The sequence below is a fragment of the Leifsonia sp. SIMBA_070 genome (genome assembly GCF_046534635.1).
Lineage (GTDB): Bacteria > Actinomycetota > Actinomycetes > Actinomycetales > Microbacteriaceae > Leifsonia.
Window position 1 is genome coordinate 168,526 of record NZ_JAWRYK010000002.1, and the last position, 13,140, is coordinate 181,665.

The window sequence follows — 13,140 nt, forward strand, 5'->3', positions numbered from 1 at the left end:
TCAGCGATTCCTCCCCAGCGCGGCCATCATCGCGCAGACGCCGGTCTGCCCGGAAGACAGCGGTCATCAACCGGACACCGTGGGCATCTCCGACTGAAGCAACGGAGTGTCGACGGAGGCGTACGGCGTGGTCAGTGCGTGTCCGGACGGATCCGAACCGCTGGCGTTCGCCGAGTTGGCCACGTGGCCGGCCGCGACGTCATCCGCAGTGAGCCGATACGTCGCCGTCGCGGTGACCGCCTCTCCCGGAGCCAACGTGCCGGCAGCACCCGGCCAGGTGTAGATCAGCGCCGAGAGCCCGGGCAGCGCATCCACGATCTCCACGCCGGTCAGGGTCACGTTCCCCGTATTCGTGGCCGTGAACGTGTACGCGATGACATCGCCCACTCGAGCCGGGGACGAGACACCGGAGGCGTTCGCCGTCTTGGTCAGCGCGAGGGCCGGCCCTTGCACCACCGGCACCGTTGCGCCGGAAGGCGGACTCGTCGCCGGCGGTCCGGTCGGCGGATTGCCGGATGCGATCGCACTGTTCACGACCGTGGCGTTGTTGAGGTCCGTCTGTGTCAGCAGGTAGGTGGCCGTCGCGGTCACGGTCTGGCCGGCGAGCAGGACGCCCGCCGTCCCCGGCCAGCTGTAGGTCAGGGCGGACAGCCCCGGGTGCGGATCCGTGATCGCCACACCGGTCAGTGTCGTCTGGCCCGTGTTCGTCGCCGAGAAGTGGTAGGTGACCACATCACCGACCCGCGCCGGAACGTGGACGGCGCTGCTGTCCGCCGTCTTGGTGATGCTCAGGTCGGAGATGGTCACGGTGGCGGTGCAGCGGGTGTCGGCGGAGCCCGAGCGGCAGTTGTTGTTCCCTTGGGCTGGGGAGACCACGGTGTTCTTCAGTGCGTGGTCTCCCGTGTCGGGGGAGTTCACGGTGACCGAGTAGGTGATCGTCACGGTCGCACCAGCTGCCAGTCCCCCGGCCCAGGACAGAGTGGGAGCCGTGTACGAAACAGTGCCGGCCGAGGCGGCCGCGTCATTGTTGTACACGGCGTCGTTCAACACGTCGGTCAGGTCATCCGAGAAACCCGCCAACGAGGTGTAATCCTGGGTGCCGGCGTTGGTCACCGTGATCGTGTAGGTGACCTTATCTCCCGGTCTCGCGGACTGTGTGGACGCCGTCTTCTGGTAGACCAGCACGCACTGGGTGGAGGTCGGCGACAGATCGGCATTGTTGGTGAAGGTGGTCGTCCCGGTGGTGTTCCCGTTCGGCGCGTCGCTCCCGGCCGCCGATGTGGTCACCGCGGTGGCCTGGTTCGTGACAGCCGTTGACAAACTGGAGCACCGCGACGGCGGGGCGATCGTCTGGAAACACATCTGCGGCGGATCCCCCACCCACGTGATCGAGATCTGACCGGTGATGACACCCGACGGGTCGTTCACCCCATTCACGGTCACTGTCGCGGTGATCGAGGTCACGGTGGTCGGAATGGTGGACAAGGTCAAGGACCCTCCCGCCGCCAGCGTCACATTGTTGAACCCGGTGATGATCGCGTTGTTCTGGTCTCGTAGTGTCACCGTCGAATTCGTATACGTCCCCGCCAGCAACCCCGGAATCGTCAACGCACCCCAACCGCGGAAACCCGTCACACCCGACCCGCAGTACGAGTTCAGCGGGGTGACTGTCATCGAAGCGGGAGAAGTCGCCCCGACGCATCCCCTCCCAGTAATGGCGTTGAAGAACGTGATCTGACGCCCGTCACCGTCCGCGACCAGGCAGTTCGGCGCAACTTTCGAGGCGTCCCGCACCGTGTAGTTGTAGGCGTTGGACGGGTTGGTGAAACCGGCGCACAACGCATTCGTCGCGAAATCAAAGCACCCCACCTGGTTCTGCTGCCACGTGTTGTAGACCTTCGTGCCCCGGATGAACGCATCGTTCGCGTAGTTCGCCTGGGGTGGGCCGAAGCTGACGGGGTACGGGTTTGGAGTCGTGGACCCCGACAGCGTCCAACACGTCGTCGCGGATCCGTTGGCGGCCCATCCGGGCATCGAGCACACCCCGGTCAGGGTCCCGGACGCGTTGAGAATCGGCATGATCGCACCCGAGTTCGCCGTGCCCACTGCCGGGATCGCTTTCGGGAAGCCCGGACACAACGTGATCGGAGCGGCGGTGGTGGTGCAGTACAGGTTGTAGGTGGATGACCCGGCCGGCTTGTACTCTCCGAACGCATAACCGCCGAACGTCGCCGACATCACCGGGCTGTAGCCATCGGACACGGCCGCGCCCGCCTTGACCGTCGTATAGATCGCCCCGCTGGCGTTCACGGCCACGAAGTCGCCGGTGCCTTGCATATACCAGTAGGTCCCGTTCGTGGCTGGAATACCCGTCCCACCGATCTGGGTACCGTTGGTCTGCGCAACCGGGGCGACACCGGACTGAAGGAAACCGCAACTCTTCAGCGTCACAATGTCCAAACAACCGAAGCCGATCGCCCCGCCGGCAGCCGTGTAACCCTCCGCCCACCGCAACTGGGTGCCGTTGATGTACGTGCCGTTCTGCCAACCCGTCTGGAAACCGGAACCACCCGGCAGACCCGCACCGATCGCCGACCCGGGCACCGGCGACACCGACGTATTGTTCCCCGGCCACCCCGGGCACACCCCACCCGTGGCGATCACCGCGCAATACACCGGCAGGGTACCCACATCGTTATACGAATGGTGGAACACGGCATACACCCGGAGGCCGTCCGCAGACACCACACCGTTGTACCCGTCACCACCTGAGTTCGTCAGCGTCTGCGACACCGGGCTCGGCAGGTTCACCGATTTTTGTTGCGTGCCTTGCGGGACCATCGTCCCCGTGAACCCGACGCCGTTCGCGTTCGACGGCGGGGTGCCGTTCGCCCAACTCGTCCCACCGTTGGTCGAGTACTGCGGGGTGAGTGTTCCGACGGCGTTGCCGTTCGGTGGCAGCTGCAGCGAACCCGGCACGTACGCCCCCGTCGCCGTCAGCGGGTCCTTCAGGTTCACCGAGGCATCGGCGCCGGTGCTGTTCTGATAGTTCACCACCCACTTGATAGTGTCGCCCGGCTTCGACGTCCCCGTCTTCACCCCACCCGGCGCATCGGACGAGGCCGCAGTCGTTCCATTGGTCGTGTTGGTCGCCGTCTGGTAGATCGTCGACACACCCGTCGTCGTCGCCTGGGAGAAGTACTGCGGGACCACCAGCGTCCCCACCAGCACGCCGACCGCCACAAACGCCGCCACGATTGCGGCGAGGCGCCACCGCCGGGCCAGGAGCGTTCGGTACGACGCCATCATCGGACCCACCCACCCCTATTCGGAACGCGCGCAGCGGCGCGCGCTACGACGGTGTTCGCCGAACGGGAAGGGGAGAACGGAGTGGTGAGTGGGTGCATCATTTCGGTTTCTTCGACAGTGGTGGGCGCTTCGCTGGGCGAAGCCTTCTCACTTGGAAAGACCGAACCGCGGCCGGATCGTTACGACCCGGGCGACGATTCAGATGAGACCGCAAGGTCTACCGAGCGTCTTCCCAGAAGAGCAGAGAGCGAATACGGGCAATGCGACGCACAATGCGTCCATTTGCATAGACGTGGCCGCCCGACGTTTCCTTACGGAAGACGTCCTTCTCACTGCCGATGCGGCCCGCTGATGACGGAAACCGGGCATGCTGCTGCCCCGCCGGAGCACGTGATCCGGCGGGGCGGGAGGTCAGTCGCCCGGCGCTAGAGGCGGCGCCAGTCGTCGGAGGTCAGGTGCGAGCCGGCCTGCGGGCCCATCTGCAGCATCCCGCCGTCGACCGCCCACGATGCTCCCGTCACGTACGAGGCCGCCGGGGAGGCGAGGAACGCGATGACGGCAGCGATCTCACGGGCGTCGCCCGGGCGACCGAGCGGGATGCCGGGGCGGTGCACCTCGCGCGGGTCCTCATCCTCGGCGTCGTTCATCGGGGTGGAGATCTCGCCCGGCGCGACCGCGTTGGCCGTGATTCCGTACTCGCCGAGCTCCAGCGCGAGGGTCTTGAGCAGGCCGCCGAGGCCGTGCTTGGCGGCGTCGTAGGCGGCGGAGCCGACGCGCGGCTGGTGCTCGTGCACGCTGGTCACGCCGATGATGCGGCCGCCGCGGCCCGCATCCACCATGCGCTTCGCCATGCGCTGGATGCAGACGAAGGCGCCGTCGAGGTCGCCGCAGACGGTCTTCCGCCAGGTGTCCCAGTCCGTCTCGAAGAAGGGCGTTCCGCCGTTGAGGCCGGCGTTGTTGACGAAGACGTCGCAGCCTCCCAGCTCGTCGGCGAGCCGGTCGACGACGTCGCCGCAGGCCGGCGCGTCGTTGGTGTCGAGCTGGGTGACGACGGCACGGCGTCCCGTCTCGCGGACGAGGCGCGCGGTCTCCTCCGCGCCCTCCTCGTCGGAGTGCCAGGTGATGCCGAGGTCCATCCCGGCCTGAGCCAGGGCGACGGCGGTGGCACGGCCGATACCGGAGTCGGAGCCGGTGACGATTGCCGTGCGGGGTTCGGTGAGTTCCGGATACGAGTGATCAGCCATGCCGGGAACGGTGCACCCCATGCCGGGCGGGCGCAAGGGGTGGTAGTCGTGGAGCCATGACGATCACCGCAGTCCTGTTCGACGTCGACGGCACGCTCGTCGACTCCAACTTCTTGCACGTGGATGCGTGGAGCCGCGCCTTCGCCGAGATGGGGTCGCCGGTCGATGCGTGGCGCATCCACCGTGCGATCGGCCAGGACTCGGCGCGCCTGCTGGAGGGGCTGGCGAGCGGCAAGGACGAGCAGTGGACATCGCGCGCGAAAGAGTTGCACTCCCAGTACTACCGGGAGCAGTCCGGACGCCTCCGGGCCTTCGAGCGGGCCGCCGACCTGCTGCGCGAGCTGTCGTCGCGCGGTATCCGGGTGGTGCTGGCGACGTCGGCTCCCGAAGATGAGCTGGAAATGCTGATGGAGACCCTGGATGCGGCGGACGCCATCCACGCCACCACCAATGCGGACGACGTGGCGACGGCGAAGCCCGAACCGGGCATCATCGAGGTCGCGTTGCAGCGTGCGGGGGCGAACCCGTCCGACGCGCTGTTCATCGGCGACTCGGTGTGGGACATGATGGCGGCGGCACGCGCGCACGTCCGGGCGGCTGGCGTGCTCTCGGGAGGCGTCGGTCCGTCCGAGCTGCTGGAAGCCGGGGCGGTGTCGGTGTTCGACGACCCCGCCGACCTCCTGGCACGGATCGACGGGGTGCTCAGCGGGCGCCGGTCCGCCTGAAGGCTCTTGCCAACGGGACGCGTGGGGCGTTCCATAGGTGCGACGGCCCAGGAGAGGAGTCGCCATGTCGGCGAGCGAGCTCGAGATGTCCAGCGTGCGGTACCCGTACCGCGATCGGATCTTCCACGTGGAGAAGAAGTCGCCGGGGGTGTGGGTGGTGCTGGACGAGTCGCACGCCGAGCTCGGCACCCTGGTCCGGATCGCGCGGGAGGGCGAGGAGCACGAGCCGGTGTTCGGCGCGGTCCCCCCTGGCTACACCGAGACGCTGCACGAGGGTTCGGACTGGCGGACGCTGGTCGCCTCCCTCATCAACGAGTCGCTCGACGCGGAGCGGGCCGGTACGGGCAACCAGGGCGAGGCCTGACGGCGCGTCCTCTGTGGCGAACGCCGACGCCGGCCGGATGCACGCGGGCCGAACAAGCGCGTGGTCGGCCTGGCCGCCAGCGGGCGAACGCCGGGTTACGATACCCGCAATGAACGCGACGCTGCGCACGGCGCTCGGCTGGGTCGCCGCCGTGCTGCTGAACGTCGGCGCGTTCCTGGTCGTGGTGGGCCTGCTGCTCCCCCGGGCCGACGGAGATGCCCCGGTGCTCGGGGTCGGTGCGGGGATGTGCGTGGTGGGGCTGCTGGTCGGGGCCGGGTGGCTCGCGGGGCGGCCGTCGCGGTGACGCAGGCGGGGTAGGCGCCAGAGTAGGTGCAGACACGCAGCGGCCCCGCTCCGGGATGAGGAGAACGGGGCCGCCACGCACCGGCGCGGACGCCGGTGGATCGGGGGACGGATCAGTCCGGGGGTTCGCTGTGCCCGACGAGGTCGGGGTTCGACGGCTGGTCCGCAGGGTCGAAGTCGGCGGGCGGGGCCTCGGGCTGGTCGCTGCCGGTGTCCGCAGCGGTGCCGGCGTTCGCAGCCGTGACATCCTCCGCGCCCTCCGGTGCGATGCCGGTCTCTCCCGGCTCGGAAACACTGCTCGTGTTCGCCTGACCGGCGTCGGTCTCGGCCGGCTCGGCGGCCTGGGCGTCCCGGTCGCCGCCGGGGGTGTTGTTCGAGCCGTCGTCCTCGGCAGCGGCGACGTCCTCCTCGGAGGTGTCGACCGCGGCCTGGCCCTCCTCGAAGCGCTCCGGCTTGTCCTCGGCGGGTACGCCCTCGGCGTCCGTGTTCGGCAGTCCGCTCGTGTCGCTCATGCTTCGCTCCTTCCGGCAGCCCTACGGCTTGCCCTCTTCGCTGTACGAGGTGGCGGAGTCCGCATCCTCGTCCGGGCGGCGGGCGTCGTCGAGGTCCGGGATGACATCCTGGATCACGTCCCTGTCCGCCGTGGGCTGGACGGCTCCGCCGTCGTCGCCCTCGAGGTCGCCGGCGAGACCGTTGGTGGGGTCGTTGCCGGTGACCGGCTCCTGTTCATCGCGCGAATCGGTCATGGGGCACACACAACGCCGGGGCGGGCGGGGCCGCAAGGGGGGGTCGAGCAGGAGGCGGGGGTTGCGTACCGTCGTGGGCGGCGTGGGCGGCCGGCTTTCGGCAGCCTCCACCGCTCACTCGGTCGGAGGATGAGAAGCTCCGCCGCCGGTGTACGCCGTCATGCGGATGGAGATCAGCACACCGGGGATGACCGCCCCGAGTTTCGCCGCATAGCGAGCGGGCGGGTCGGTGGGGAACCAGGTCCGGTACTCCTCGTTCATCCCCGGAAAGTCGGCAGGGTCGCTGAGGAGGATCCCGACCTCGACGACGTCGTCCAGCGTGGCGCCGGCCGCCGCGAGGACGGCACGGCAGTTCACGAGCGCCTGCCGCGTCTGCTCCTGAATTGAGGAGCCCGCCGGCTCGCCGGTCCGCACATCGACGCCCACCAGACCCGAGATGTGGATGTGGTCGCCGGACTTCACGCCCTGGCTGTAGAACGGCGAGCTCGGCGCCTCCGGGGTGCTGATCACTTCTCGCATAGGCTCAGGTCTCCTTCGCTCCCGACCGGAGGCGGGCGATCACGTCCAGCAGCGCCACCCGGTACTGCGGCGCGGACTGGTAGTCGGGGTGGGTCGCGACCTTCACCAGGTAGCGCGGCGGCCCGAACTCGTCGGCGCCGCGGTCGAGGTCGTCGGGGCGGCGGTCGTCGAGGCGGTAGCTGTTGATCGGGAATCCGAGATAGTCGGTGCGACGCCACAGGTTGATCCAGGCGACGGAGCCGTCCGGCTGGGTCAGCATCTGCACCAGCGACGGGTCGTCGGCGCCGGACTCCCCGACGACGACGTGGTCGCCCTCCTGGTCCAGCTCGACCTGGGTGAACCACGGGTCCGCCTTGCCGAGCAGCGGGCGGCGCGATCCGAGGGTTCCGAGCGCGTCCGGGCCGAACAGTTCGGGGAAGAAGCGCCCGAAGTAGACGCGCAGCTGGGAGCCGTACGTCAGCAGTCCGACGTTGCGCAGCTGCGCCGCCTCGTCCGGGCGGAGGGTGAACAGCGTCGACACCGCCAGCACAGCCCCGAGGCTGTGCGCGGAGAGCACCACGCTGAACGGCCGGTCCTCGGCGAGCGCCTGCTCCTCCTGACGGTCGCGCCAGGCCAGCCGTTCGGCGAGGCTCAGCCCCTCCGGCGGCTGCAGGTCGTGGGTCAGCCAGTCCGCCACCCGGTCGCGCAGCTCCGGCACCACGCGCTCCGCGTAGCAGGGGGGACCGAACGGGTGGCCGGCGCGCGGGAGGAAGCACATGAGGTCCCACAGCACGCTGATGGGCCGCTCGGTGGCGGTGAGCGCGTTCTCGACGATCACGGCCAGGATGGCCGCGGCGATCACGGCGAGCGCCGGACCGACGAGCCCGTCGATCCAGCGGAAGGCGACCGAGTAGGTCACCGCGAGCGCCACCACGAAGCCGACGGCGAGCAGCGCGGCGAGGAGGCCGAAGATCGGCTCCCCGCGGTGCGCCAGCGCCGCGAGACGCCGTGCGCGGAGGACCTTCAGGGCCAGCCGGTCGGCTGTCGTGCTCGCCTGGATGCGCCCGCCCCGATACGAATCGACCTCCTCGAGCAGCGGACGGCGGCCGTCCCGCGTGCGCGGGGTCGTGAGGAGCGGCATCCACCGCAGCAGCGGCAGCGCCATCCCGGCGACCAGCAGCCCGAAGAGCAGGGCGACGAACGGGAGCACGTCGCCGAAGTTGTGGTAGACGATCGGCGGCCGCAGCGTCCCGTGCACGGGGGCCGCGCAGCCGCAGGGGGACGATCCGCTGACCAGCCAGCCCTGCACCCCGAGCACGAGCAGCGTCGAGAGGATCATGGCGGCGCCGAGGGCGAGCAGCATCATGACGCCGGGGCCCATCCCGCCCCAGCCTTCCGCACGGAAACGCTCGGGAGGACCGGCCCTCCTTCCGCTGCGGGAGCGGGGCCACCGCCAGACGAAGAACAGTTGGACGAGGGTGAGTGCGGCGGCGATCGCGAACAGCGGCAGGCGCAGCGGGCCTGGTTGGGCATCCACCGTCGGCGGGTTCTGCGCGACAGCGGCGAGGAAGGTCAGACCGGCGCCGGTCATCAGGACGATGGACAGCGCATGCGGCACCCCGCGTCGCCAGCCGAGCGCCGAGACGCAGATGGCGAGCAGCACTCCCAGGATGATGGAGGGCGCGGTCGCGAGCCCCAGGAACGCGCCGGTCCCCGGCACCTCGTACTCCCCACCGAACCAGAGGGAGGCTCCGACGGAGACGTAGACGACGACCGCGGCCACCAGGATCCACGCGGTGACCGTGCCGGTCCGCCGGAGCCGGTCGCGCAGGAACTCGTCGGCGCGCGCCTGACCCGGGTTCGTCGTCTCGGCGAGCGCCCCGACGAGCGCGATCGTGACCACGAGTCCGGCCGCCGCCACGATTCCGCCGATCAGCGCCAGGCCGTCGCCCGTGCGCACCGCGCCGCCCAGGCACTCGCCGGAGACGAAGGTCTGCAGCTTCGCGCAGGCTTCGACCCCGGCGAACATGCGGTCCCAGGCGAGCAGCAGGGCGACCAGGAGGAACGCGGCCGCCAGGTGCAGCCGCTCGGTCGGAGACCCGACCCGTGCAGTGCGCCAGAAGCCCTCAGAGGCGAGCGGACGCAGCCGCCCGCTGCGCTGAACGCCGCGGCCGCCCATCCGGTCGGCGGCATCGAAGATCGCGGCCTCGTACCGGACCCGGGCCCGGCGCGACACCAGGAACAGCAGCATCACGCCGGCGATCGGCACCAGCGACAGCAGCGACAGCTGCGGACCGCGCCAGCTCAGCGGCGCCGTACCGAAGAACCCGGTGATCCAGCTCGGGAGGGCGGTGCATACGGTGCCATTGACGCACTGAACGCCGAGGTCGAGGCTGATCGATCCGAGGGCGCAGACGTAGAGCAGCGTCAGGCCGAGCGCGAAGATGCGCAGCGATGCCCCGCCGATCCCCGACTCCCACTCGCCGCCCGGACGCTGGGTCGGGATGCGCCGGGTCCAGTAGGCCGCATTGGCGAGGCCGAACGGCGCGAGCAGCAGCCAAGCGAGCTGCACGAAGAGCTGACCGATGAAGAGGAGCGGACCGGAGCCGTACCGCGCCAGCCGGCCCCACGAGTACGCCTCGGTGCGCACTCCGGTCGGGGGGACGGCCGGATCGACCGTGCCCGGAGGGTCGTCGGGGTCCGACTCCGGCTCGTCCTGCTTCGGCGCCCACCAGAAGCCGCCGTTCTCGTCGCCCTGGGTCTGGCGCAGCTCGCTCTGGTCGCGGCCCAGGATCTCGGTCGGCGGCGTGTTCTTGATGCCGTGGATGCGCAACTCCAGGACGCGGTGGGGCCATGCGTCGTCCTGGGCGTCTTCGCCCGTCCGCTCGTCGCTCATCCGCCGCCGTCCCTCCGCCCGCCGTCCCTCAGTGCGACGGGCGCAGACTACTCCGGGCGGCGGATGCGCGGCTACAGCGGATCCGGCTGTGGCAGACGCGGTCGGTACGGCGTAGTGTCCGTGCTATGAGCAACCCAGAGCAGCCGACCGGCGACGCACGCGAGAACCTCGAGGGCAGCTACACCGAGGTCGACGGCGAAGCGCCGCACGAGCGCACAGTCCACGGCCAGTACACCGAGACCGAGGGCGTCGGACCGGAGACGGAGACCGAAGGCTCCTACACGGAGTCCGACGAACCCGTCGACGCGCCCGAGGGCGAGTACACCGAGGGCGACTACAAAGAGCCGTGATCAGCGCCGCGCCTGGAGCGGGCGGGGCCCGGGTCAGGCGTATTGCTTGCGCGCCTTCTCGGCCTGAGCCTTGGCCTTCTTGCGCGCCTTCTTCACGTCGGGCGAGTTCCAGAACGACGTGAGGGAGCTGGTGAGCTGCTCGTAGCGCTCCCGGCCCGCACGGGCGCCGAGGAGGTACGCGGCGGCTAGAAGGACCAGGATGAGGAGAGTCTTTGGGCGCATGCCTCGACGCTAAACCTCAGGCAGCCTTCTGGGAAGGTCCGTAGACGAGCCTGTGGAGAACCGCGTGCACGGGCCCGGACAGGAACAGCAGGAACAGCCACCACAGGTTGATGGCGGGGAACAGGACGGCGAGCACCAGCGCGACGGCCATGATGATCAGCTCCGCCAGCCCGCGGGTCCGGTCGATGTCGGCGCGCGCCTGCTCGGTCATGAGCTCGGGATTCCGGTACAGCACCTCGGCGATGAGCCGCGTCGCGAGCATGGCCAGCACCATGTTGCCGATGTAGAGAGCGTAGACCTCCGGCCGCTGCCCGGCAGTAACGGAGATGACGTTGGCGGTGAACGGGATGATCGCGATCGCGAACAGCCAGAGGAAGTTGAGCCACACCATCCACGCGTTGTACTCGCGGACCCCTTCGAAGATGCGATGGTGCACGACCCAGAACCGCGCGATCACCGCGAAGGAGACCACGAAGGCGAAGATCTCCCAGAAGTTCTTGTCGATGAACTCACCGAAGGACGAATGGCCGATCTGCCCCGCCGCATCGACGAGCGGGAGGATGAGCAGCGTGATCGCGATGGCGACGGCAGCGTCCGAGAAGTTGACGAGCCGATCCAGCCCGCGCTCCGTCCTGATCAGCGCCATGCGGTCATTCTGCCGCACCGGTCAGTCGAGCAGCCCCAGCTCGAGGGCGCGGCGGACCGCGGACGTGCGATCGGAGACGCCCAGCTTCTCGTACGCGCGGCTGAGGTAGGTCTTCACGGTGGCCTCCCCGATGAACAGCTGCGCCCCGATGGCCGCATTGGTCAGGCCGTCGGCGGCGAGGCGGAGCGCCTTGACCTCCTGGGCGGACAGCGCCGGCGCCGACTGGCGGCCCTGCACCCGCCCGAGCAGCGCCGTGGCGGCCGAGGTCGCGAGCACCGTCTGGCCGGCAGCTGCGGCACGCACCGAACGCGCCAGCTCGGCCGGCGCGATGTCCTTCAGCAGGTAGCCGCTGGCCCCCGCCTCGATGGCCCGCAGGATGTCCTGGTCCGTCTCATACGTGGTCAGGACGACGACCCGGGTCGCGGGATGCCGGGCCGCGATGGCCCGCGTCGCCTCCACTCCGTCGCCGCCCGGCATCCGCAGGTCCATCAGGACGAGGTCGGGCTGCAGCTCGGCCACCTGTGCGACGGCCTCGGGACCGCTGCCGGCCTGGCCGACCACCTCGATGTCGTCGTAGCTCTGCAGCATCCCGCGGATGCCTTCGCGCACGACCGGGTGGTCGTCGGCGAGCAGGATGCGGATCACGGGGTCACCTCCACCGGTGCCGACGGGAGTTCGACGGTGAGCCGGGTGCCTGCGCCCGGCGCAGTGGTCAGCCTGAACACGCCGCCCACCTCGCGGATGCGGGCCTGCATCCCGTCGATCCCGTACCCGTCCCGGGGTGCGGCTGCGTCGAAACCGTGCCCGTCATCGCGCACCGTGAGCCCGACCGTGTCGGGCGCATAGGCGAGCTCGGCCTCCACCGTCACCGCTTGAGCGTGCTTGCGGACGTTCGCGAGCGCCTCCTGGAAGACCCGCAGCGCGACCACCTCGACGGCGGGAGGGGCCGGGCGCGGCTCCCCCTCGACGCGGAAGGCGACCGGGATGCCCGTCTCGTCCTCGAACCGCGCCGCCACCCGGCCGAGCGCCTGCTCCAGGGTCGACTCCGCCAGGCGGCCGGGCGTGAGCGCGGCGATGATGCGGCGCGACTCCTGGAGGTTCTCCTGCGCGGTCTCGGTCATCAGCTCGACGTGGCGGCGCGCGGTCGCCGGATCGGCCTCCAGCTCGCCCTGCACTGCGTGCCCGAGCGTGACGATGCTCGTGAAGCCCTGCGCGAGCGTGTCGTGCATCTCGCGGGCGATCCTCTCCCGCTCCGCGGCGGCGCCCTGCTGCTCGGACAGCTCGGCGATCTCGCGCTGCTGCTCGCGGAGCCGCTGGATGAGCAGCCCGCGCTCCCGGCTCTCCTTCGTCACCGCCGTGATGCGGTTGCTGAAGTAGATCGACACGGCGATGATCAGCACGGTGAGACCCAGCGTCCCGGCCACATCCTCCGGATCGAGGTCGCCGACCAGCCACCGCACCAGCAGGCCGCCGACATTGATGAACACGATCGCCGCAGCGGCGGAGATCGGCGACAGCACGAGGAAGAACTGCGGCGACACGATGAACAGGGCGATGTTCGCCCAGTTGTTCAGCCCGTACGCGACGAAGTAGACGGCCGTCGCGATCCCGACATACAGCCAGGCGCGCCAGCTGTTCTTCTGGAGGCCGGCCCGGCTGGGCCGGGCGAGGAACCAGTAGACCGGGAAGAGCGCGAGGACGAGGCCGGCGGACGCGACGGTCCGCGGGTAGCCGCTGATCGGGTTGGCCAGGATGAGCAGCACCGACGCCAGGGTGGCGGCGGCGGAGTACCCGATCCAGTCCCCGAACCAGCGGTCGTCCACGCGCTCTGCCACGA

14 protein-coding genes are annotated in these 13,140 nt (G+C 69.8%); 4 read left to right on the forward strand and 10 right to left on the reverse strand.

The annotated features are described in order from the left end of the window. Window positions 1-66 precede the first annotated feature (66 nt). Window positions 67-3,309: a hypothetical protein gene (locus SB754_RS16470; protein ID WP_410783496.1), complete on the reverse strand. Its 3,243-nt coding sequence runs from the start codon at window positions 3,307-3,309 to the stop codon at window positions 67-69. Between the two features lie 425 nt (window positions 3,310-3,734). Then, window positions 3,735-4,553 carry an SDR family oxidoreductase gene (locus SB754_RS16475; RefSeq protein ID WP_410783497.1) on the reverse strand — a complete coding sequence of 273 codons (819 nt, stop codon included), beginning with the start codon at window positions 4,551-4,553 and terminating at the stop codon, window positions 3,735-3,737. 56 nt (window positions 4,554-4,609) lie between these two features. On the opposite strand from SB754_RS16475, the gene SB754_RS16480 reads away from it, so the two are divergent. From SB754_RS16480 to SB754_RS16490, 3 genes are all read left to right on the forward strand, one after another. Continuing rightward, the gene (locus SB754_RS16480; protein ID WP_410783498.1) at window positions 4,610-5,278 is read left to right on the forward strand and encodes an HAD family hydrolase; all 669 of its coding nucleotides are present in this window, start codon (window positions 4,610-4,612) and stop codon (window positions 5,276-5,278) included. Window positions 5,279-5,342: 64 nt separating this feature from the next. After that, window positions 5,343-5,642 carry a hypothetical protein gene (locus tag SB754_RS16485; protein ID WP_410783499.1) on the forward strand — a complete coding sequence of 100 codons (300 nt, stop codon included), beginning with the start codon at window positions 5,343-5,345 and terminating at the stop codon, window positions 5,640-5,642. Between the two features lie 109 nt (window positions 5,643-5,751). Continuing rightward, a complete protein-coding gene (locus SB754_RS16490; protein WP_410783500.1) occupies window positions 5,752-5,946 on the forward strand; it encodes a hypothetical protein in 195 nt (64 codons plus the stop codon). A 112-nt stretch (window positions 5,947-6,058) separates the two neighbouring features. Here the strand turns inward: SB754_RS16490 and SB754_RS16495 are convergent, their stop codons facing one another. The 4 genes from SB754_RS16495 to SB754_RS16510 all read right to left on the reverse strand — a co-directional run bounded on the left by SB754_RS16495 (window position 6,059) and on the right by SB754_RS16510 (window position 10,085). Beyond that, window positions 6,059-6,457, reverse strand: a complete 399-nt coding sequence (locus SB754_RS16495; RefSeq protein ID WP_410783501.1) for a hypothetical protein — start codon at window positions 6,455-6,457, stop codon at window positions 6,059-6,061. 21 nt (window positions 6,458-6,478) lie between these two features. Further along, on the reverse strand, window positions 6,479-6,691 hold the full coding sequence (locus tag SB754_RS16500; RefSeq protein ID WP_410783502.1) for a hypothetical protein: 213 nt from the start codon (window positions 6,689-6,691) through the stop codon (window positions 6,479-6,481). Window positions 6,692-6,805: 114 nt separating this feature from the next. Next, window positions 6,806-7,210 (reverse strand): RidA family protein, encoded by a 405-nt coding sequence (locus SB754_RS16505; protein WP_410783503.1) that lies wholly within the window; start codon window positions 7,208-7,210, stop codon window positions 6,806-6,808. Between the two features lie 4 nt (window positions 7,211-7,214). Next, window positions 7,215-10,085: a hypothetical protein gene (locus SB754_RS16510; RefSeq protein ID WP_410783504.1), complete on the reverse strand. Its 2,871-nt coding sequence runs from the start codon at window positions 10,083-10,085 to the stop codon at window positions 7,215-7,217. Between the two features lie 125 nt (window positions 10,086-10,210). On the opposite strand from SB754_RS16510, the gene SB754_RS16515 reads away from it, so the two are divergent. Beyond that, window positions 10,211-10,435 (forward strand): hypothetical protein, encoded by a 225-nt coding sequence (locus SB754_RS16515; protein ID WP_410783505.1) that lies wholly within the window; start codon window positions 10,211-10,213, stop codon window positions 10,433-10,435. A gap of 33 nt (window positions 10,436-10,468) precedes the next feature. On the opposite strand, the gene SB754_RS16520 is transcribed toward SB754_RS16515, so the two are convergent. The 4 genes from SB754_RS16520 to SB754_RS16535 are packed head-to-tail and all read right to left on the reverse strand — an operon-like array spanning window position 10,469 to window position 13,138. After that, a complete protein-coding gene (locus SB754_RS16520) occupies window positions 10,469-10,657 on the reverse strand; it encodes a hypothetical protein (RefSeq protein ID WP_410783506.1) in 189 nt (62 codons plus the stop codon). A gap of 16 nt (window positions 10,658-10,673) precedes the next feature. Then, on the reverse strand, window positions 10,674-11,303 hold the full coding sequence (locus SB754_RS16525) for a TMEM175 family protein (protein ID WP_410783507.1): 630 nt from the start codon (window positions 11,301-11,303) through the stop codon (window positions 10,674-10,676). A gap of 21 nt (window positions 11,304-11,324) precedes the next feature. Then, window positions 11,325-11,948 carry a response regulator gene (locus SB754_RS16530; RefSeq protein ID WP_410783508.1) on the reverse strand — a complete coding sequence of 208 codons (624 nt, stop codon included), beginning with the start codon at window positions 11,946-11,948 and terminating at the stop codon, window positions 11,325-11,327. Next, window positions 11,945-13,138, reverse strand: coding sequence for a sensor histidine kinase (locus SB754_RS16535; protein WP_410783509.1), 1,194 nt, complete (start codon window positions 13,136-13,138; stop codon window positions 11,945-11,947). Before SB754_RS16535 ends, SB754_RS16530 begins: the two co-directional genes overlap by 4 nt. Window positions 13,139-13,140 lie beyond the last annotated feature (2 nt).